Origin of the sequence: Ensifer sp. NPDC090286, from assembly GCF_044769565.1 — a bacterium.
Lineage (GTDB): Bacteria > Pseudomonadota > Alphaproteobacteria > Rhizobiales > Rhizobiaceae > Ensifer.
Genome location: NZ_JBIVYF010000003.1, coordinates 123,688 through 142,221 on the forward strand (window position 1 = coordinate 123,688; position 18,534 = coordinate 142,221).

The following is an 18,534-nucleotide window of genomic DNA, read 5'->3' on the forward strand; positions in this document are numbered from 1 at the left end:
CAATTGTACGCAAATTAATTTTGCAAATTGCATTTCGAGTGTCTTTTTGCGACAATGGCGCATGGCGAACAAAGCGGCACATAGCGACACCATTCCCGAGGAAGCACTCGCGCTCGGCAAGCAGCTGTGTTTTGCGGTCTATTCTGCGGCGCACGCATTCAACCGCGCCTACAAGCCGCTGCTCGATCGTTTCGGCCTCACCTATCCCCAATATCTCGTGCTCCTGGCGCTCTGGCAACAGGACGAGATGACCGTCAAGCGGATCGGCGAGGAGATCGGGCTGGATTCGGGAACGTTGTCGCCGCTTCTCAAACGCCTGGAAGCAGCCGGATACGTCGGCCGCCAGCGCGATCCGAGCGACGAACGACAGGTGATCGTGCGGCTGACGGACAAGGGACAGGACCTGAAGAACGAGGCCTTCGGCATCCTGGCGGGCATCAGCAAGGCTTCGGGATGCAGCCTGAAGCAAGCGGAAGACATTCGCGAAACGCTGCATCAGCTGACGCGACAGCTCAACGCCGGCCCGGGCGAAGAGTGACCGGATTGCCTTCCGCTCGACGCGGCGGTTTCTGTCCAGAAAAGTCAAGGGGCGGATATCCGCCCCTGCCCGTCATCAGATGACGAGGATCGGCGCCTTGCCGCGAACGCGATCGTAGAGATCCATCACATCCTGGTTGAGCATGCGCACGCAGCCGGACGAGACCGCCTTGCCGATCGACTTCCATTCGGGCGTGCCGTGGACGCGGTAGAGCGTGTCCTGGCCGTTCTGGAAGATGTAGAGCGCCCGCGAACCGAGCGGGTTGTTGAGGCCCGGGGCCATACCGCCGTTCTTGGCCGAATAGGGTTTTAGCTGCGGCTGACGCGCGACCATGCTGTCGGGCGGGGTCCAGCGCGGCCACTTCTGTTTCCACTGGATGACGCCGCGGCCGGACCAGGCGAAACCCTCGCGACCGAGGCCGACGCCGTAACGCAGCGCCCGGCCACCCGGCTGGATCAGGTAAAGGTAACGGTCGCCGGTATCGACGACGATCGTTCCCGGTCGTTCGCCGAAGGGGTCGCTGACCTCCTGGCGGTAGAAGCGCGCGTCGATCTGGCGATAAGGAATTTCCGGCACCTGGTAGCCGCTGTCGCTCACAGAGGCATAGATGTCCGAGACATAGAGGCCCTGCGGCGGCAGACCGGTCGGAACCGGCCCTGGGCCATCCTGCCTCTCATAGATGCCTTCGGCGCGCGGATCGGTAAAACGTCCCTCGACCGCTGGATTGCGGAACACCGGCGCCGTCTCATAGCGAAAGACATCCGTGTTCATCGACGAAGTGCAGCTTGCAAGACCGGCGGAGGCGAGTGCCACACCGGACGTGCGAAGAAACTGGCGACGGGAGAAAAGGACTGAAGAGGACATCGAACTCTGGGGGCTTGAGTGCGGCATGAGGAGTGCTGCATGAATTTGCTTAACGAAATGCTACGCACAGCCCCCACGGATTGGGGCGATGCTTGCATTTACGGCTGGAACGAGGCTTGCGTCGCGGGCGGCAGGGCTCAAACGCTGTGGATACTGAACCGGGGCTGAAGCATGAGCGCCTCGAAATCCGGAGCCGAGAGCGGCCGGCTGAAGAAGTAGCCCTGGATCTCGTCGCAACCGCTCTGGCGGAGAAATTCGACCTGGGCCTGGTTTTCCACACCCTCTGCGATGACACGCAGGCCGAGGTTCCGGGCGAGCGAAATGATCGCGGCGGTGATGGCGTTGTCGTCGAGATCCGTCGGGATGTCGGCGACGAAGGACCGGTCGATCTTCAGGCGGCGCACCGGAAAGCGCTTCAGCGCGCTGAGGCTCGAATAGCCGGTGCCGAAATCATCGATCGCCAGATGCACTCCGATCGCCTGCAGCTCGTGCATGGTGGCGATCGCGCCCGGGACGTCCTGCATGATCAGGCTCTCGGTCAGTTCCAGTTCGAGGCAGAACGGGTCAAGCCCGGTTTCTGCGAGAATTGCCGCAACGTGGGCGGCCCAGTTGCGCTCGCGGAACTGGCGCGCCGAAACGTTGACGCTGATGATCAGCGGCGGCAGGCCGGCATCCTGCCAGGCCCTGGCCTGACGACAGGCGGCGCGCAGCACCCAGTCACCGATCGGCACGATCAGCCCGGTTTCCTCGGCGAGTGGAATGAAGGCCGCCGGCGAGACCGTGCCGCGTTCGGGGTGACGCCAGCGCAGTAAGGCTTCGGCGGCGAACACGCGGCCATTCGCCAGATTCATCTGCGGCTGGAACTGCAGGAAGAACTCGTCGCGCGCGAGCGCCTTGCGCAGTTCTTCCTGCTGCTTGAGCTTCTCATGGGCCTTGGCGGCCATCTCTTCGGTGAAGACCTGCAGGTTGTTGCGGCCGAGCTCTTTGGCCCGGTACATCGCCATATCGGCATTGGCGAGCAGTTCGCCGACCGTCTTGCCCTGATTGGGAAAACAGGCGACCCCCATGCTGCAGGTGACCTGCAGGCTGCGGCCCTCGATCTGCATCGGCGCTGCAATCGCCCGCCGGATATCCTCGAGCCGAGCCAGCACGATGTCGCGTTCGCAGGGAAGTCCGTTCAAAAGCAGGATGAATTCGTCGCCGCCGACCCGCACGACCATGTCGGACTTGCGCACCGAAGCGCGCATGCGCGAGGCCGTGACCTTCAGGAGTTCGTCGCCGGCGGCATGGCCGAGCGTGTCGTTGACCAGCTTGAAATTGTCGAGATCGAGGAAGGCGAGCACGGCCCACTGGCCACTGCCGCGCAGGGCTTCCAGCGCCTCGGCGACCTGTTCCTCGAACAGCGCACGGTTCGGCAGACCGGTCAGCGCGTCGTGGTGCGCCATGAAGCTGATGCGATCTTCCGCCTGCTTGCGTTCGATCGCGATGCCGGCGAGATGCGCCGCCATTGCGATCAGTTCCTTCTGTCCGTCGTCGGGCACGCCGACCGATTCGGAGTACAGCGCAAAAGTGCCGAGCACCTTGCGTTCGCGCGAATGGATCGGGGTCGACCAGCAGGCACGGAAACCGTAGGGAACCACCAGTTCGCGATAATCGTCCCAGAGCGGATCGATCATAATGTCCGAGACAATCACCTGCTCGCCGCGCCAAGCGGCCGTGCCGCAGGAGCCCATGCGCGGACCGATCTCGACGCCGTGGATGGTCGCGCAATAGGCCTCGTCGAGGCTTGGCGCTGCACCGTGGAAGAGATAGCGGCCATCGGCCGACAGCAGCAGCACCGAGCCTTTGATGCCCGGCATCAAGGCTTCGATCAACAGGATCATATCGCGGAAGAAGGCGTCGAGCGGCCGGCCATTGGCGATCATTTCCAGCAGGCGCGCCTGCCCTTCGAGCAGCCGCTCGGCCGCCTTGCGGTCGGAGATGTCACGCGAGACGCCGACGATGCCGACGATCTTGCCGCTCTTGTTGCGCAGCGGCACCTTGGAGGTCATCAGCCAGCGATCACGGCCCTTGCTGACGATGGCCCGTTCCTCGATGCCGAAGATCGGCTCGCCGGTTTCGATGACGCGACGCTCGATGTCGGCGATCGCCTTGGCCATCTGCGGCGGATGGAGATCGAAATCGGTCTTGCCGACGATATCCTTCAAGGCTTCGAGCCCGTTGTCGGCAACCGTCACCTGATTGGCGATCAGGAACCGCCCCTCGACATCCTTGGCGTAGATGTAGTCGGGCACATGGTTGATCATCGTCTCCAACCAGTAGTGGCGGTCGGCGATGTCGGGTTCACTCGGAAAGATGCGCGCGACCTCCTCGGCCAGCCGATTGCTGGCATCGATCAGGCGGCGCGTTTCCTCGTTGCCGCCAGCATTGAGAGCGGCATATCGCGGATTGCGGGACGTGTTCTTCGCCAAGCAAGGCCTCCCGACGCTCTTCGTCGCGTCGTTGGTCGATCTTTCCCCACTTCACGTTAGACGAGCAAGAGTTAGCCCTTCCTAAATAACTGTAGAAAAATCGTGTAGAGGTTGCAACGACCAAGTTGCAGCGGGCGATAGAAGGGGCGGACGACGCCACCCCTTCTTGTTTGTTCAGGACAACCGCCGGCGCACCGTCGCAACGCGCATCAGCAATTGATCGGCAATCACCATGACGACGATCGCAATGCCGGTCAACGGAAACGCCAACCCGAAGGCAATCGCCATGAGCCACAGCCCCACATAGACGCTGCGCTGCGGCGGCATCGGGGGCACGCCGATGCGTCCCGCCGGGCGGCGTTTCCACCACATGACGACGGCGGAAAGGGAAACCAGCACGATGGAAATGCAGGCGGCCAGCATCAGCAGCTGGTTGAAACGTCCCCACTCCTGCCCCTTGTGCACGTTGATGCTCCACTCGATTGCCTTGCCGAGCGCCGGGTAATGGCCAAAGGAGATGTCGACGAGCGGCTTGCCGGAATATTGATCGATATGGATCGTGCGCTCCCGGGCAAGGTCGGCGGGAAAGATGGCGGCCGTATAGACGCCGGTCTCGTCGAGCGGGATCGCCAGTTCGTAGCCGGGCAGCATGCCGGCAGCATCCGCGATGGCGACGGCGCGATCGATCCCGACCGGCTCACCCGTACCGCCGCTCGAGGCCGGAACCGGCGCGTTCTCCATCAGCCAATTGGCCTTGGGCAGCACGTCGGTCGACACCTTGCTGGAGGTCGGAACCTCATCCCAAAGCGCTGCCGGATAACCGAGCCCCATCGCCGTCAGCTTGCCGTTGACCGTCGCACCCCAATAGCCCGACCACAAAAGCCCCGAAAAGGCGAGAAAGACGATCAGCAGGCCGGCCCCGATACCGGTCACGGCATGGAGATCGCGCCAGAAGACGCGGCGCGCGGGTGTGCCGCGCACGGTCAGAACACCGCCGGTCTGCTGGCGCGGCCACCAGAGATAGATGCCGGTGAAGACCAACAGGATGGCAAAGCCCGCGACGATCTCGATGATCGTTTCGACCGACTTGCCGAAATAGTCGAGGCTGTGCAGGTCCTCGACCACCTGGTTGAATTCCTCCGATGGCGCGACCCGGTCGAGAATGGCGCCGGTATAGGGATCGACGAAAACCAGCATGCGGGCCTTGCCCATGCCGACCGTGACCCGTGCGGAACGATCCGCACCCGCCGGTGTGCGGTAGGAGACGGGCGCGCTGCCGGGCACGGACTCGACGGCGGTGGCGACGATTGCGGAGGGTGACATCCGCTCGGTGCCCGTGGGCACGACGTTGCGGTAGGCAAAGACGGTATCGTCAATCTCGTCGTTGAAGAGATAAAGCCCACCGGTCAGCGCGAGGCTGATCATGAAGGGGATGACGAGCAGGCCGGCAAAGAAGTGCCAGCGCCAGATGGCGCGGTAGAGCGAGATGCCGCGCTCAGTGGCCGCGGGGCTTTCCACGGCGCTGGTGAAGGATGCGGTTGTCATGGTTTTCTCCGGGAAGGACCGTTTGCACGGCTTCGCCTCTTGGTGATCGGGACGACTGCCGATCGCGGCAACGCGCGTCGAAGAGTGACGCCCATGGGCCGATCAGCTGTCGTTCAAGCGCGTATCAGGCGGAGAAAACCGTTGGTGGCGCCCTTGGCCCCGCTCCGGTCAAGAGCACCGAGCGAACGAAGCCGAAATCGCCGGCCGGAGCGGAAAGTGGAGCCGTCCGGGCTTGTGACGGCAAGGCGACCGGGTAAGGCGCCGGCAGGTCGGCGGGCGCAACCAGGCAGCAGGACTGGCATCCATGCCCCTTCGCGCCACCTTTTCCATCGGGATCGTCGTGGCCAGAGAGGCAAAGATCGGCAAGGCTGCCATCGGGGAGCACGTAGGCGGTCGCATCCGGCGACCGCGGCATGGCGGCGGCCGGCTGCTGGATCAAGGCCGAAACGACGAGAACCAGCGCGCAAAGCATGCGCGCCGCCAAGTTCGTCAACCGATCCCCCAAAATCCCTGCCAAATCTATCCCCAAACCGACCAGCGACAGCTAAAGATCCGCGGCCGCAAAGGCAAGCCGGCAAAGCGCCGCACGGCGCATCAAAAGATTTCATGTGTGCTATCAGCGCCGCCCGCTTCCGTCGCCCCCGGCGCTTGCCTAAGACAGACGACAACGCAGGACGGGAGGAAATCGACATGCTGACGATCTATGGGGTCTATCGCTCGCGCGCATCGCGCAACTACTGGATGGCGCGGGAGCTCGGCATCCCTTTCCAATCGGTGCCGGTCATCCAGGCGCGTCGTGTCGCCGATCCTCTGGCTGCCGATGCGCCGATCAACACCAAGTCGCCCGCTTTCCTCGCCGTCAACCCGATGGGGCTGATCCCCGCGATCGAGGATGACGGCGTGGTGCTGACGGAATCGCTTGCCAACAATCTCTATCTCGCGCGCAAACACGGCGGGCCACTGGCGCCTGCCGATATCGCCGAGGAAGGCCTGGTCGGCAACTGGACGATGTGGGGGGCGACCGAGGTCGAGCCGCACGCCGTGGAGATCATCCTGACCTACGACTACGGGACCGAGAACACCGACGAAGGCAAGGCGACGATCGCCAGATGCGTGACGTCGCTCAACAAAGTCTTTGCCCGCATGGAAAGCCACCTCGACGGACGCGACTATCTGGTCGGCGATCGCTTCACCGTCGCCGACCTCAATCTCGCGGAGGTCTTCCGCTACGCCATGAGCCAGACGCAGCTGTTCGAAAAGCATCCGCGGGTTTCGGCCTGGCTTGCCCGCTGCCATGCCCGCCCAGCCTTCAAGGCGATGATGGAAGAACGGCTGAAAGAGCTGGCGGACTGAGGAGCGGTCAATAGGGGGCCTTCCCGCGATCAGCCCATGGTCGCCGCGTTAAAGCCAACACGCGGCGCCTTGATGTCGAGCAGGCGCATGCCCTCCTCCACCTCGTCGCGGACCCAGCGCTTGAACGCCTTGGCGGCCTTGCTCTCGCGCCGTGACGGCGCGCTGACGAAGTAGTGGCCAAAGCCCGTCGGCACCCGGATGCCGAACGGCACCACAAGGCTGCCCTGCGCGATCGCGAAACCGGCGAGCGTCTGCCAGGCGAGCATTACCCCCTGCCCCGAGATCGCCGCATCGAGCACCAGCGACGCCTCGTTGAAGGTGTGGCGCACGTTCATTTCCGCGCCCGAGAGCCCGACTTCGCGGAGCCACACCTCCCAGCTGAACATCGAATGGCCGTCGATAACGGCCGGCAGTTTTAGAATATCTGCAGGCTTCCGAAGCCCTTCGGCCATCGCCGGCGAACAGACCGGAAAAACCTCCTGCTGCAGAAGAGGCTCGGATTTCACCCCCGGCCATTCCCCCGTACCGACGCGGATGCCGACATCCACGTCCGACGTGTCGAGATTGACGAGCTTGGTCGTCGCGTCGATGCGCAGGCGAATGTCGGGATGGCGCTCGGCAAAACGGTTCAGCCGATAGACCAGCCAGCGGGCGGCAAAGACCGGCGCGACCGAGATCGTCAGCACCGACTCGTCGCGGCGACGCGCCGAAGCCACGGCCTCCGCCAGTTCGTGAAAGGCGTTGCCGATGCGCGCGAGGAAGCGCTGGCCGAAATCCGTCGGCACGAGGCCGCGCGGCGTGCGCTCGAACAGCACGCGGCCAAGCTGGGCCTCCGCCTTGGCGATCTGCTGGCTGACGGCGCCCGGGGTCACGCCCAATTCCTCGGCTGCGGCAGCCAGCGAGCCCAGCCTGCCGGCAGCCTCGACGGCGCGCAGCCCGTTCAAATGCACAGAATTCAGATCTCTCATATAGTTTTTCTAAACACGATCTCTGCCATTCTCAATTGAAAAGATGACAAGACAGGCGGATCATCCAAGCATCGAAAGGATGGTCCGCCATGTTTAGGCTTCTCTCGAAACTGACGCCGCTCAAGACATCCGACAACCGAAGGGACGATGCGCCGCTCGCCTGGGCGCGCGATCCGCTGCAGCATCCGGATCTCGAGCGGATGGATGAGCGCGAACTCGGCGACCTGCCCTTCCCGGGCTGGCCGTGGCCTCGCGCGGCGGAGTGCACCGGTGGCCGCCTCTAGGGCCCGCGGCTTTGCAGCCGCGATGTGATATGCTGGCCGGATGAGCGACGATCTCGAGCGCAACTTCATCCGTGTCGTCAGGCTGGCGGAGGCCGCCGGCCTGCCCGAGGTGACGATCGGTACGTCCTACGGCACGCCGGCGCTGCTGGTGAAGGACAAGAGTTTCGTGCGCATGAAGGATGGCGAGACGCTGGTCGTCATGTGCGCGCTCGAAGAAAAGGAAATGCTGCTGGAGCTCGACCCAAGGCTCTACTTTCAAACGGATCACTACAAGGGCTGGCCCGCCATGCTGGTGCGACTCGCGGAGATCGACGACCAAAGCCTCACCGGGCGACTGGTTGCCGCCTGGCGCGAAAAGGCGCCGAAGCGGCTCGCCGCGAGCTTCCTCGACCCCGCTCAGGCTCCCCCGCCGACCCTGTAGACCAGGCAGACCCTGCCGCCATCCAGCCGCTTCACGTCATCGAGCTGCACGTGATGACGCGCAGCCACGGTGTCGAACAGCGCTTTCCCCTTGCCGACCACGAGCGGGTGGATGGTGAGCCGCAGCTCGTCGATCAGGCCGTGATCCATCAGGCTCGACACCGTGCGCGCGCCGCCGATGACATAGATGGTGCGGCCCGGCGCCCGCTTGAGCGCCTCGATCTCGGAGGCGTCGCGCACGATCCTGGCGTTTTCCCACTCGACGTCGGAGCGGTTTTTCGAGAGGACGTAATGCGGCGTGCCAAGTGCGAAGTCCGCATATTCGATTTCTTCGGACGTCGGCAGCTGGCCGGTGAACTCCAGTGGCGCATGCGGGTCGCGCTTGATCGCGCTCCAATACTGCTCGTAGCCCGAATACATGCCGTTCCCGAGGACGCAGGCGTCGATCTCGGGCAGGAGGTCGAACGTATCCGACCAGGACTCGACCCAATCCGTATAGCCATCCGGCCCATCGATCAGACCGTCGATGGACATCTGCATGCCTGCAACCACCTTGCGCATCGTCATCGTCTCCCTGTTGGCGTTACGCGCCAAGGACGCGCGGCAGAGAGAACGCCCGACATCACCGGCAAAATAATCCTCACCATAGGGGACACGTCACCGAACGGACGGCCCTTCCATTTCGAAGCCGGCGCCTATACCGGTTAAGCGAACAGCCGGACAGGTATTCCCATGATCGTTCGCAACCGCCCTACCCTTTTGAAACTCTTCTTCATCCTGCGAGGGTCGGTCATCCAGCGGATCTTTCCACAAGTGCTGTTCGTCTTTGCCCTCTCTGCCCTCGTCGTCTGGGCGCACCGCGTCGATCCAGGTCTGGTGCCGAGCGTCAACAGCGGGCCTTTTGCGCTGCTCGGCATCGCACTCTCCGTGTTTCTCGGCTTCCGTAACAATGCCTGCTACGACCGCTGGTGGGAGGCGCGGAAGGACTGGGGACAGTTGATCTTTACCGCGCGCGACCTCGCCCGCCAGACGCTGATCCTTGCCGAGGCCGAGCGGCAGCGGCTGCTCGACATCACGATCGCCTTTGGCCACGCACTGGTCTGCCATTTGCGGCCTGGAAGCGATGTCGGCAAGCCGCTGGCGCGGTTGCCGGCGGATCTTGCTGCCGGCTACAAGGCCAGCCGCAACGGACCGGATTTTCTGCTGCGCGAAATGGGCCGCATTCTCGCCGGCCTACGGGGAACCGGAACGATCAGCGACTTTCAGTGGGCACAGCTGGATGGCACGCTCGGCAGGATGTCGGCCATGCTCGCGGCCTGCGAGCGGATCCGCAACACACCCGTGCCGTTCGGCTATACGCTGCTCCTGCACCGCACGGCCTATCTCTTCTGCTTCCTCCTGCCTTTCGGCTTTGCCGATGCGCTCGGCTGGGCGACGCCGTTCGTGACCGCGCTCGTCGCCTACACCTTCTTCGGCCTCGACGCGCTCGGCGACGAGCTGGAGGAGCCGTTCGGCGTATTGCCGAACGACCTGCCGATCGTCGCTCTTGCCGAGACCATCGAAATCAATCTGCGCGAGGCGCTCGGCGAAACCAACCTTCCGCCTTTACCGCAGCCGAAGAACTACATCCTGATGTAGCCGCAGGCTCGATGGTTCAGGCCTTCAGCGCTGCCAGCACTCGGGCGACGGCCGGGCGTGCGGTCATGCGGTTGCGATGATCGACGATTTTGGGGAAGCGCGCGGGATCCACACCGTCCGGCTCGATCCAGCCGGCGACGGTGAAAAGATAGGGATCGGCGATCGAATAGCTGTCGCCAAAAACGAACGGCCCTTCGAACATCTTGCTTTCGATCAGTTCGTAGCAGGCGGTCATGTTGGAGGCGACCTTGGCCTTCATCGCCTCATGCGCGGCCGGATCGTCGGCCCAACGTGCACCGCGGCGACCATGGGCATGGGCGATATGCACCGTCGAGCAGAGGTAATTCAGAAACGACTGCAGTTGCGCGAAGGCAAAGGCGTCGTTCGCCGGCGCGAGTTTCGCGGCCGGAAAGGCCTGCGCGATATAGGTCAGAATCGCCGGCGTTTCGGTGATGACGCCCCGGTCGGTCAGGAGTGCGGGGACCCGCGCCTTCGGGTTCACCGCGAGATAGTCGGGCTTGGTCTGCTCGGCTGTCGAAAAATCGACACGGCGCGCCTCATACTCGGCGCCCGCTTCTTCCAGCGCGATATGCGAGGCCAATGAACAGGTTGCGGGGGCGTAGAACAGTTTCAACACTTTAAGCTCTCCTCTGCGATCATGCGGATCGGTTTACGTGATGTCGATCAACCGATCCGGCTCTGCCAATTGCGGTGGGTCGAAGCGGCATGCGAACGGAGAACCGTACGCTTCCTGCCGTGTCGCTCCAAAGCAAAGACCGGCCGCAGAAGAAAGGAAGTCACCTCGATTGACAAGCAGAAGTGGCAGGGCGGCGAAGGATCGCTGCCCGTCGTTAGGGGTGCCCGGCAGGTTACAACTGCCGGGACTTGCACGCTCACGCGACCAGCGGCTCGCTGCAGCCGGGCACGTCCTCCAGGCGATAGTAGACGGGAATTCCGCGCTCACGGGCGATGCGAACATCGTTGTCCGCCCCCTTGCTGTCGCCCGGCAGGCGCAGAACCGCATCGCAAAGCGCCAGCAATCGGCCCGCCACCGGATGAAAAATCTCCTCATAGAGGTCGTCGCCGATCCGCGCGCCGCCGGCCGCATGCCAGACCGGCAGCGCCACCCACTCGCCGATGACAGGCACATGGCCTGCCTTGAACAGCGCATAGGACGGCTCTTCCAGCCGCCGCAGGTTGGCGGCCATTTTGGCCGGGTCGTCCCCGGTTCCCGAACGATAGGGGCCTGCGATCAAGATCAGCATTTTTCTCTCCCGAGATGCTATGAACGATCCAGATTATTCTGGAATATTCATGATATTTCGTGCAATATCGTGAAGAGTCAAGGAGACATTTCATGCTGACGATACAGAGGCGGGCTTTGATTTCGGCGCGGCTGGCGCGAGACGGCGAGGTCGTCGCAAAGCGCATGGCGGACGAGTTGAACCTGTCCGAGGACACGATCCGGCGCGATCTGCGCGAAATGGCGGCGGAGGGATTGCTGAAGCGCGTGCATGGCGGCGCGCTGCCCCTGGTGCCGCCGCTGCCCAACTTTGCGGCGCGTCAGGAGATTGCCGGCGACGTCAAGCGCCGGCTCGGACAAAAGGCGGCTGCGATGATCGAGGCCGGTCAGACGATCTTTCTCGATGGCGGCACGAGCAATGCAGAGGTTGCCCGGGCGCTGCCGCGCGACATACGGCTGACCGTCGTCACCCACAGCCCGACGATCGCCGCCGAACTCGAGCGCCACGAGGCGGAGGTAATCCTGATCGGCGGCCGGCTCTACAAGCATTCGATGGTTGCGACAGGAGCCGCAACGGTTGCAGCGATTGCCGGCATCCGCGTCGACCTGTTCTTCCTCGGCGTCACCGCCATTCATCCGGCCCACGGTGTCTCAACCGGCGACTTCGAGGAGGCGGCCGTCAAGCGGGCGATCCTCGGCCAGGCCGCAGAAACTTACGTGCTCGCAACGACGGAAAAATTCGATGCGGTCTCGCCGCACCACGTGGCCGCGATCCCTGAACTCTCGGGCTTCATCGTTCCGAACGAGATTAGCGACGACATGCTCGCCCCTTACGACGGCACGGACATTGCGATTATCGGGACTTGATGGCGCGCTGCGCCAACGGGCGGACCGTCGGAAAATTGAGCGGGCCGACACGGCCCGCCCCGCAGCGGCTCATGCGGCGAAAGCGTCCGTCACCCTGACGTCGCCGACATGGATGCCGTTCCAATTGTGCATGGAGTGGTTGGCCTGCCCCATCAGCGCCGCGTGCAGCTCGGGCTCGTCCCGGAAGAAGCGGGCAAGCGTTGCCGCGACCATGGCTTCGGCAGCCCGGGTCGTACCATCATCGCACTTCAGCGCGATCGCGATGCCTTTTTCCGGAATGGCGGCGCAGAACACGCCTTCCGCACCGGTCTTGGCGAAGATGCGGCCAGGCGCCGTCTTCATCAGCCGTGTGCAGGCGCGCTTGGTGCCGGCAACATAGAAGGGCTCAGCCATGCAGGCCTCGATCAGCCGCTTCGACGCGCGGGCACGTTCGGTTTCGAGGCCGACACCGGTCGCCATCTTCGCGAAACCGTGTGCGAGCCCCTTCAGCGGCACCGCATAAGTCGGGATCGAGCAGCCGTCGACGCCGCAATTGTCCTTGGCGAGGATCGCGCCCGTCAGGCTTTCCATTGCGCCGCGGATTTCGCGTTGCAGCGGATGGTCGTACCCGACATACCCCTTTACCTCCGTGCCCGAATGGCAGCAGGCGCAGATGAAGCCGGAATGTTTGCCGGAGCAATTGTTGTGCAGCGCGGTCGGCGCTTCCAGGCTGCGGGCCTGGCCGATCAGGGTTTTCTGGTCGGACGACCAATGGGCGCCGCATTCGAGCGCCGAGACATCGCGGCCGGCGGCGGCCAGCATCTTGGCGGCCAGCTCCACATGTTCCGGCTCGCCGGAATGGGAGGAACAGGCAAGCGCCAGTTCCCGGTTGCCGAAGCCGTAGGCGTCGGCCGCGCCGCTTTCCATCAACGGCAGCGCCTGCATCGCCTTGCAGGCCGAACGCGGGAAGACGGCGCTGTCGGTTTCGCCCAGCGAGAAGACGGTCCGGCCGTCGCCATCGACGGCAATGACCACGCCGCGGTGGCGGCTTTCGACGAGGTTTCCGCGGGTAACTTCGACGAGAACGGGATTTGACATGCCTTGCCCTCAAATATCCGAAATTGCTCCGTGCATTTAGCAGGATTTTACCGGCAAGAAACGGAGTTTTCATGAAATTCGCCCGTAGGCTGGCCGCCGCCTTTCTCGTTATCTACCTGCTGCCGGCGCTGGCCTCGGCCGGCTGGTGGTACATGCAGGACCGGCCGCAAAGCTGGCGCGACGCCGATTGGTCCTCGGCCGGCATCCTGCCGAAAGCGGCAGAAAGCACGGACGCGGCAATCTACGTGTTCTCGGCAACCACGGGCGGCATGAAGGGCGCTGTCGCGAGCCACGCCTGGATCGTGACCAAGGATCAGGGTGCCACCGCCTATGATCGCTACGACAAGGTCGGCTGGGGCAAACCGATCCGCAAGAACGGCTATCCGGCGGATGCACGCTGGTACTCGAATGAGCCGCGGCTGGTCGTCTCGGTGACCGGCGCCGACGCCACGCGGCTGATCCCGAAGATCGAGGCGGCAATCGCCAGCTATCCCTATGCTTCGCCCGGCGGCTACCGGATCTGGCCCGGCCCGAACTCCAACACCTTCGTCGCCCACGTGCTGCGCACCGTGCCGGAACTCGGCGCCGTTCTGCCGCCGGATGCCGTCGGCCGCGACTATCTGCCGGAGGGCAAGCTGTTCCAGATCGATGCCGATGGGCGCGACCTGCACGCCACACTCTATGGCCTGGCCGGCATCTCGGCAGGCGTTCGCAGCGGCCTCGAACTGCATTTCTTCGGCCTGGTCGCGGGCTTCGACTTCGCCAATCCCGGCATCAAGGTCCCGGCGATCGGGCGCATCGGCATATGATGGTGCTGGTTCGACGGGCGATCGCTTAAGTTGAACGCTGGCGGTTTGCGTTGCATGGTCCGCCGGTCGAATAAGAAGGACGCGTCCGATGCATGAAATACCGATCAGGAGCTTTGCCGTTTCGGTGGTCATTCTCCGCCCGGCCGGGAGCACCTTCGAGGTACTCCTTCTCAAGCGCACCGGAACACTCGCGGGAACCTGGTGCCAGGTCGCCGGCGCGATCGAAGCGGATGAGACGGCCTGGCAGGCGGGCCTGCGCGAAGTCGAGGAGGAAACGGGACTGCGGCCCGACCGTTTCTATTCCGCCGACATCTGCGAGCAATTTTACGAGGCCGACCGCAACGCCATCAGCCTGCTGCCCGTCTTCGTCGGCTTTGCGGCTGAGGGCGCCACGGTCCGCATCAATGCCGAACACAGCGACTTTCGCTGGGTGAGCTTAGATGAGGCGCTCAAAATGGTGCCCTTTGCCGGGCAGAGGAAAGTGCTGAAGCATGTCCGGGACGAGTTCATCGACAACGAACCGAACCCTTGGCTGCTGATCCAAGACACAGTGCCGGCCGGGTCGACCGGTTGGGCGAGGCTTGGTCCTGTGCAAGTCCCGAAAATGGAAAAGGGCCGCGCGAGGCGACCCTTCCATGAGTTTTGGCCGTATGACTGGCCCGGGCTGTTAAACCCGAAGGAAGGCGGGGATTACGCCGAGGGCTGCCTCGACATCTTCACCTCTTCCATGCCCTTCACCAAGACCGAAATCTCATTAGACATTGGACCACCTTCCTTTCTGTTCGTTGCTGATGATTTGAAGGTAAGCGATCCGTCAGCGATTACAAGGGCGACGATGGTCGAAGATCGTTTTCTCGTCACCCCGCGAATTGCGGGCTGATGATCCGAAGGATCACAGGGACATGATGATCTTGCCGATATGGTCGCCCTCCTCCATCTGGCGATGGCCGTCGGCAACCGCGCTGAAGGGCAGAACGGAATGGATGACCGGCGCGACCTTGCCCGTTTCCAGCAATGGCCAAACCTTTTCCACCAAGCCGTCGCGGATCGCCTGCTTTTCCGCAGCCGTGCGCGGGCGCAGGGCCGAACCCATGACATGCAGCCGTTTGGTCAGGATCGGCGCGATGTTTGCGCCCTCGACCTTGGCGCCGCCGAGGAAGGCGATGATCGAGAGGCGGCCATCCTTGGCGAGCGAGCCGATGTTGCGGTCGAAATAGCGGCCCCCGACCATGTCGAGAATGACGTCGACGCCGCGACCACCGGTCTCCTCGAGTAAGACCGATTTGAAGTCCTCGTCGCGATAGTTGATCGCGCGCTTGGCGCCGAGCGCTTCGCAGGCCCGACATTTCTCGGCACTCCCGGCCGTCACGAAGACCTCGGCGCCGAAGGCCTTGGCAAGCTGGATCGCCGTCGTGCCGATGCCGCTGGAACCGCCATGGATGAGGATCGTCTCACCCGCCTTGAGGCCGGCCATGTCGAAGACATTGGCCCAGACGGTGAAGAAGGTTTCCGGCAGGGCGGCCGCCTTCACGGCATCATAACCCCTGGGCCAGGCGAGCGCCTGGGTCGCGGGCACTGCCGTATATTCCGCGTAGCCGCCGCCATTGGCGAGCGCGCAGACCTTGTCGCCGATGCGGAAGCCTTGAGCCCCCTCGCCGATCGCCACGACTTCGCCTGCCACTTCCAGGCCGAGGATCGGGCTTGCGCCGGGCGGCGGCGGGTAGTCACCCTTGCGCTGCAGAACGTCCGGACGATTGATGCCCGCCGCCTCCACCCGAACGAGGATCTCGCCCGGCTTGACCTCCGGCAACGGTCCTTTCTTCAGGATCATGTTTTCCGGCCCGCCCGGGGCCGGAAGGTCGACGAATTGCATTTCCGATGGAAGAGACATGGCATGACCTCGCGAATTCTCAAGGCGCATAGGTAGCGCCGGAAAAGCGAGGCGAAAAGGCTGATTTGTCGCGCGGCCGGTCGTCGAGGGCGCTACTCAGCCGCCGAGCGCGTCCATCACCAGACCGGTCTCGCTCGCCTTGGCACGCGACTTGATTTCGGCGATGCGGGCGCTGACGGCCTGGGCGTCGGAGAAAACGAAGCCCTCCGGCAGCCCGAGGACGGCGATCGAGCAGCGCATCAGCGGAAATTCCTTCGGCGCGCCATCGCGGCCGTGGCCGCTGATGCGGCCCTCCGCCTGATGCTCGGGCGAATAAAGCTGGCACACATCGGAGCGGAAATCGTCGAGCAGGCGGTTCAGCACCGCCTCCAGGTCCTCCACCGAACAGCCGCTGACGCCGACGAAAAAGTCGTCGCCGCCGACATGGCCGAGGAATTTTTCCTCACCGATGAAATGGCGCCTGAGAAGGGCGGCAAAGAGCGTGATGGCGAGATCGCCCTTCTGGAAGCCGTAGGTATCGTTGAAGGGCTTGAAGTCGTCGAAGTCGCAATAGCAGAAATAGCGGGCATGATCGCCGTCGAGGATCGCGTCCTGGACATAGTCGCGGATGGCGCGGTTGCCGGGCAGACCCGTCAGCGGGTTCTGCTCCTGTGCCATCTTCAATTGCTTTTCGTTGATGATCTTCAGAAGCGACGAGGCCGAGAGCGTGCCGGCGTAGCGCATGTTCTCCGTCAGGATCAGGCAGTCGCTGCCATCCATGCCGGCGAAGATCTTCAGCATCTCATCCGCCGGCGTGTCGAGGTCGGCGATCGGCGCCGGGCTTGCGAAATGCGAGATCCGCCGCTGGTAGATCCGGTTCTTCAGGAGATCACGACCGAAGGGGTGATAGATCAGCTCCTTGACGTGATATTCGTGCAGGATGCCGCGCGGCTCGCCATTGGCATTCAGGACTGGGAAGAAGCCCTGGCGCGGATTGCGCCGGAAGAGATCGAAGACGGAATCGAGCTCGTCACTCTCGCGAACGGTCGGCAGTTGCTCGATCTGCTTGCGGATCAGGATGCCGTCGAGCGAAGACGAGGACCGCCGGCTGACGACACTCTGATCGAGATGCGGATAGGTGGGCAGAAGCTCGCTCAGATGCGTCGTCGGCCGGGCGACGTAATAGCCCTGGACGAGATCGCAGCCGAGGTCGCGGCAGGTGAGGAATTCCGCCTCGGTCTCGACGCCTTCGGCAATCACCCGCGTGCCAAGCACATGGGCGGTGTTGACCGTGTGGCGGACCAGGTGGCGCTTGCGAGCATCGGCCTCGATGCCGGAGATGAAATGCCTGTCGATCTTCACATAATCGACCGGCTGGTCGCAGAGCAGCTTCAGCCCGTTGAAGCCGGCGCCGAAATCGTCAATCGCCAGCTTGAAGCCGGCAAGGCGGAGATCGCGCACGAGGGCCGAGAAATCCGGCATCTTGCCGCCGTCGAAGCGCTCGGAAAGCTCGAAACAGAGTGCCGACGGGGCGATGTTGGCACGCTTCAGGTGGTTGACGAGGCGTTCGACAATGTCGCCTTCGCCGCCGACAAGGCGCGAGTCGAAGTTGAGAAAGAGCGTGCGGGCAGAATGATCGGGCAGCGTCGCAAAGCCGGCGACGGCGCGACTGTTGATCATATGCTCGAGCGCCAGCAGCTGCCCCTCTTCCTCCGCCTTGTCGAGCAGCTCCAGCGGCGAGGCAAAGCCGAGTTTCTGGAAGCCGCGCATCAGGGATTCGTAGCCGAAGACGGTGCCGGTCGCCGCTTCTGCGATCGGCTGGAAGGCGGTTTCGATCACCAGCTTGGCGAGCGTTACGATCTGGTCGTCGCCGAACCGGCGCAACGAGAGAATTTCGGCGGGGGCGGCGGACATGCCGGGCTCCAGAAATATGGGACGGACGGTCGAACGCCGGCAGCATGGCCAGCAAGCGTCAACGAAGTCTTTCCCCATTATGAAGCTTTGATGAAAGCTATATGACAGCGGCAACTGCGCCAATCAGATGCAAACACTCTAATGAAATCAGTAGTTTCATGAGCAAGTCCTGTGATCGGTCGGCGTCTGCGCAATGCCGGCCGTCGAGCCAGGATGGCATCAGCCGAGAACGAGCAATGCCAGGTATCCGGCACCGATAACAAGGCAGAGCGGACCGTAGATGCGACGGTCGAGCGTCACGAAGGGCTCCGTGCCGTGGCGGTGGTGAAAGGCGGTGGTGAAGGCCAGGAGACCACGGGCGACGAAGACGGCGGCAAGCCCCGCAAGGCCGCCATAGGCGAGGACCGGTGGCAACATGCCGGCAAAGACGGGCGTCACGGACAAGGGCAGGATCGCTGCCGCAAAGAGCAGTGCGGCGACGACCAGCGTTAGCCAGGCCGGCGGCATCACCGACCGGTGCTTCGTGCCGACCACCGTTCGGACCAGCGTTTCCTCGTCGTCACAGGGCCAAAGTCCGCCGAAAGCCCAGTAGGCATGCAGCCCGGCGATACCGGAAAGGACGAGGAAAAGCAGGATCGCGATTGCCGTCGACATGATGGTTCCTTGCTTGCCT

At 63.5% G+C, this 18,534-nt stretch carries 20 protein-coding genes; 8 read left to right on the forward strand and 12 right to left on the reverse strand.

From position 1 onward, the window contains the following. The first annotated feature begins 61 nt into the window (after positions 1-61). Positions 62-538: a MarR family winged helix-turn-helix transcriptional regulator gene (locus ACIQUG_RS15855; protein WP_402323127.1), complete on the forward strand. Its 477-nt coding sequence runs from the start codon at positions 62-64 to the stop codon at positions 536-538. A gap of 75 nt (positions 539-613) precedes the next feature. Here the strand turns inward: ACIQUG_RS15855 and ACIQUG_RS15860 are convergent, their stop codons facing one another. The 4 genes from ACIQUG_RS15860 to ACIQUG_RS15875 all read right to left on the reverse strand — a co-directional run bounded on the left by ACIQUG_RS15860 (position 614) and on the right by ACIQUG_RS15875 (position 5,911). After that, positions 614-1,402 (reverse strand): L,D-transpeptidase family protein, encoded by a 789-nt coding sequence (locus tag ACIQUG_RS15860; protein ID WP_402323128.1) that lies wholly within the window; start codon positions 1,400-1,402, stop codon positions 614-616. Positions 1,403-1,539: 137 nt separating this feature from the next. Continuing rightward, the gene (locus ACIQUG_RS15865; protein ID WP_402323129.1) at positions 1,540-3,873 is read right to left on the reverse strand and encodes an EAL domain-containing protein; all 2,334 of its coding nucleotides are present in this window, start codon (positions 3,871-3,873) and stop codon (positions 1,540-1,542) included. Between the two features lie 174 nt (positions 3,874-4,047). Then, positions 4,048-5,418, reverse strand: a complete 1,371-nt coding sequence (locus ACIQUG_RS15870) for a PepSY-associated TM helix domain-containing protein (RefSeq protein ID WP_402323130.1) — start codon at positions 5,416-5,418, stop codon at positions 4,048-4,050. Between the two features lie 124 nt (positions 5,419-5,542). Then, positions 5,543-5,911, reverse strand: coding sequence for a hypothetical protein (locus ACIQUG_RS15875; RefSeq protein ID WP_402323131.1), 369 nt, complete (start codon positions 5,909-5,911; stop codon positions 5,543-5,545). 197 nt (positions 5,912-6,108) lie between these two features. On the opposite strand from ACIQUG_RS15875, the gene ACIQUG_RS15880 reads away from it, so the two are divergent. After that, the gene (locus ACIQUG_RS15880) at positions 6,109-6,771 is read left to right on the forward strand and encodes a glutathione S-transferase family protein (protein ID WP_402323132.1); all 663 of its coding nucleotides are present in this window, start codon (positions 6,109-6,111) and stop codon (positions 6,769-6,771) included. A gap of 29 nt (positions 6,772-6,800) precedes the next feature. On the opposite strand, the gene ACIQUG_RS15885 is transcribed toward ACIQUG_RS15880, so the two are convergent. After that, positions 6,801-7,739 (reverse strand): LysR substrate-binding domain-containing protein, encoded by a 939-nt coding sequence (locus ACIQUG_RS15885; RefSeq protein ID WP_205239295.1) that lies wholly within the window; start codon positions 7,737-7,739, stop codon positions 6,801-6,803. Positions 7,740-7,828: 89 nt separating this feature from the next. Here ACIQUG_RS15885 and ACIQUG_RS15890 point away from each other — a divergent pair, with 89 nt between their 5' ends. Further along, positions 7,829-8,023, forward strand: coding sequence for a hypothetical protein (locus ACIQUG_RS15890; RefSeq protein ID WP_205239296.1), 195 nt, complete (start codon positions 7,829-7,831; stop codon positions 8,021-8,023). Positions 8,024-8,063: 40 nt separating this feature from the next. Next, entirely contained in the window at positions 8,064-8,444 is a 381-nt protein-coding gene (locus tag ACIQUG_RS15895; protein ID WP_402323133.1) for an MmcQ/YjbR family DNA-binding protein, read from the forward strand. On the opposite strand, the gene ACIQUG_RS15900 is transcribed toward ACIQUG_RS15895, so the two are convergent. Continuing rightward, entirely contained in the window at positions 8,420-9,004 is a 585-nt protein-coding gene (locus tag ACIQUG_RS15900) for a dihydrofolate reductase family protein (RefSeq protein ID WP_402323134.1), read from the reverse strand. The genes ACIQUG_RS15895 and ACIQUG_RS15900 overlap by 25 nt on opposite strands. 171 nt (positions 9,005-9,175) lie before the next feature. Here ACIQUG_RS15900 and ACIQUG_RS15905 point away from each other — a divergent pair, with 171 nt between their 5' ends. Further along, the gene (locus ACIQUG_RS15905; protein ID WP_402323135.1) at positions 9,176-10,081 is read left to right on the forward strand and encodes a bestrophin family protein; all 906 of its coding nucleotides are present in this window, start codon (positions 9,176-9,178) and stop codon (positions 10,079-10,081) included. Between the two features lie 16 nt (positions 10,082-10,097). On the opposite strand, the gene ACIQUG_RS15910 is transcribed toward ACIQUG_RS15905, so the two are convergent. Both ACIQUG_RS15910 and ACIQUG_RS15915 read right to left on the reverse strand, forming a co-directional pair. Then, positions 10,098-10,718, reverse strand: a complete 621-nt coding sequence (locus ACIQUG_RS15910; RefSeq protein ID WP_402323136.1) for a glutathione S-transferase family protein — start codon at positions 10,716-10,718, stop codon at positions 10,098-10,100. 256 nt (positions 10,719-10,974) lie between these two features. Then, positions 10,975-11,346: a DUF4406 domain-containing protein gene (locus ACIQUG_RS15915; RefSeq protein ID WP_402323137.1), complete on the reverse strand. Its 372-nt coding sequence runs from the start codon at positions 11,344-11,346 to the stop codon at positions 10,975-10,977. Positions 11,347-11,438: 92 nt separating this feature from the next. On the opposite strand from ACIQUG_RS15915, the gene ACIQUG_RS15920 reads away from it, so the two are divergent. Further along, complete coding sequence (locus tag ACIQUG_RS15920) at positions 11,439-12,191, forward strand: DeoR/GlpR family DNA-binding transcription regulator (protein WP_402323138.1); 753 nt, start codon at positions 11,439-11,441, stop codon at positions 12,189-12,191. 69 nt (positions 12,192-12,260) lie between these two features. On the opposite strand, the gene ACIQUG_RS15925 is transcribed toward ACIQUG_RS15920, so the two are convergent. Beyond that, complete coding sequence (locus ACIQUG_RS15925; protein ID WP_402323139.1) at positions 12,261-13,268, reverse strand: asparaginase; 1,008 nt, start codon at positions 13,266-13,268, stop codon at positions 12,261-12,263. A 71-nt stretch (positions 13,269-13,339) separates the two neighbouring features. Between ACIQUG_RS15925 and ACIQUG_RS15930 the strand changes: the two genes are divergently transcribed. Beyond that, positions 13,340-14,077 (forward strand): DUF3750 domain-containing protein, encoded by a 738-nt coding sequence (locus tag ACIQUG_RS15930; protein ID WP_402323140.1) that lies wholly within the window; start codon positions 13,340-13,342, stop codon positions 14,075-14,077. Between the two features lie 88 nt (positions 14,078-14,165). After that, positions 14,166-14,957: an NUDIX pyrophosphatase gene (locus tag ACIQUG_RS15935; RefSeq protein WP_402323141.1), complete on the forward strand. Its 792-nt coding sequence runs from the start codon at positions 14,166-14,168 to the stop codon at positions 14,955-14,957. A gap of 12 nt (positions 14,958-14,969) precedes the next feature. On the opposite strand, the gene ACIQUG_RS15940 is transcribed toward ACIQUG_RS15935, so the two are convergent. The 3 genes from ACIQUG_RS15940 to ACIQUG_RS15950 all read right to left on the reverse strand — a co-directional run bounded on the left by ACIQUG_RS15940 (position 14,970) and on the right by ACIQUG_RS15950 (position 18,515). Then, on the reverse strand, positions 14,970-15,968 hold the full coding sequence (locus tag ACIQUG_RS15940) for an NAD(P)H-quinone oxidoreductase (RefSeq protein WP_402323142.1): 999 nt from the start codon (positions 15,966-15,968) through the stop codon (positions 14,970-14,972). A gap of 96 nt (positions 15,969-16,064) precedes the next feature. Further along, positions 16,065-17,861: an EAL domain-containing protein gene (locus tag ACIQUG_RS15945; RefSeq protein ID WP_402323143.1), complete on the reverse strand. Its 1,797-nt coding sequence runs from the start codon at positions 17,859-17,861 to the stop codon at positions 16,065-16,067. A 219-nt stretch (positions 17,862-18,080) separates the two neighbouring features. Next, positions 18,081-18,515 carry a DUF3995 domain-containing protein gene (locus ACIQUG_RS15950; protein WP_402323144.1) on the reverse strand — a complete coding sequence of 145 codons (435 nt, stop codon included), beginning with the start codon at positions 18,513-18,515 and terminating at the stop codon, positions 18,081-18,083. Positions 18,516-18,534: the final 19 nt, after the last annotated feature.

Coding starts and splice junctions, on each gene's coding strand:
- ACIQUG_RS15940 (WP_402323142.1), bottom strand. CDS start 15,968: ATGTCTCTTCCATCGGAAATGCAATTCGTCGACCTTCCGGCCCCGGGC.
- ACIQUG_RS15885 (WP_205239295.1), bottom strand. CDS start 7,739: ATGAGAGATCTGAATTCTGTGCATTTGAACGGGCTGCGCGCCGTCGAG.
- ACIQUG_RS15915 (WP_402323137.1), bottom strand. CDS start 11,346: ATGCTGATCTTGATCGCAGGCCCCTATCGTTCGGGAACCGGGGACGAC.
- ACIQUG_RS15905 (WP_402323135.1), top strand. CDS start 9,176: ATGATCGTTCGCAACCGCCCTACCCTTTTGAAACTCTTCTTCATCCTG.
- ACIQUG_RS15935 (WP_402323141.1), top strand. CDS start 14,166: ATGCATGAAATACCGATCAGGAGCTTTGCCGTTTCGGTGGTCATTCTC.
- ACIQUG_RS15860 (WP_402323128.1), bottom strand. CDS start 1,402: ATGTCCTCTTCAGTCCTTTTCTCCCGTCGCCAGTTTCTTCGCACGTCC.
- ACIQUG_RS15855 (WP_402323127.1), top strand. CDS start 62: ATGGCGAACAAAGCGGCACATAGCGACACCATTCCCGAGGAAGCACTC.
- ACIQUG_RS15870 (WP_402323130.1), bottom strand. CDS start 5,418: ATGACAACCGCATCCTTCACCAGCGCCGTGGAAAGCCCCGCGGCCACT.
- ACIQUG_RS15930 (WP_402323140.1), top strand. CDS start 13,340: ATGAAATTCGCCCGTAGGCTGGCCGCCGCCTTTCTCGTTATCTACCTG.
- ACIQUG_RS15925 (WP_402323139.1), bottom strand. CDS start 13,268: ATGTCAAATCCCGTTCTCGTCGAAGTTACCCGCGGAAACCTCGTCGAA.
- ACIQUG_RS15890 (WP_205239296.1), top strand. CDS start 7,829: ATGTTTAGGCTTCTCTCGAAACTGACGCCGCTCAAGACATCCGACAAC.
- ACIQUG_RS15950 (WP_402323144.1), bottom strand. CDS start 18,515: ATGTCGACGGCAATCGCGATCCTGCTTTTCCTCGTCCTTTCCGGTATC.
- ACIQUG_RS15895 (WP_402323133.1), top strand. CDS start 8,064: ATGAGCGACGATCTCGAGCGCAACTTCATCCGTGTCGTCAGGCTGGCG.
- ACIQUG_RS15900 (WP_402323134.1), bottom strand. CDS start 9,004: ATGCGCAAGGTGGTTGCAGGCATGCAGATGTCCATCGACGGTCTGATC.
- ACIQUG_RS15945 (WP_402323143.1), bottom strand. CDS start 17,861: ATGTCCGCCGCCCCCGCCGAAATTCTCTCGTTGCGCCGGTTCGGCGAC.
- ACIQUG_RS15880 (WP_402323132.1), top strand. CDS start 6,109: ATGCTGACGATCTATGGGGTCTATCGCTCGCGCGCATCGCGCAACTAC.
- ACIQUG_RS15920 (WP_402323138.1), top strand. CDS start 11,439: ATGCTGACGATACAGAGGCGGGCTTTGATTTCGGCGCGGCTGGCGCGA.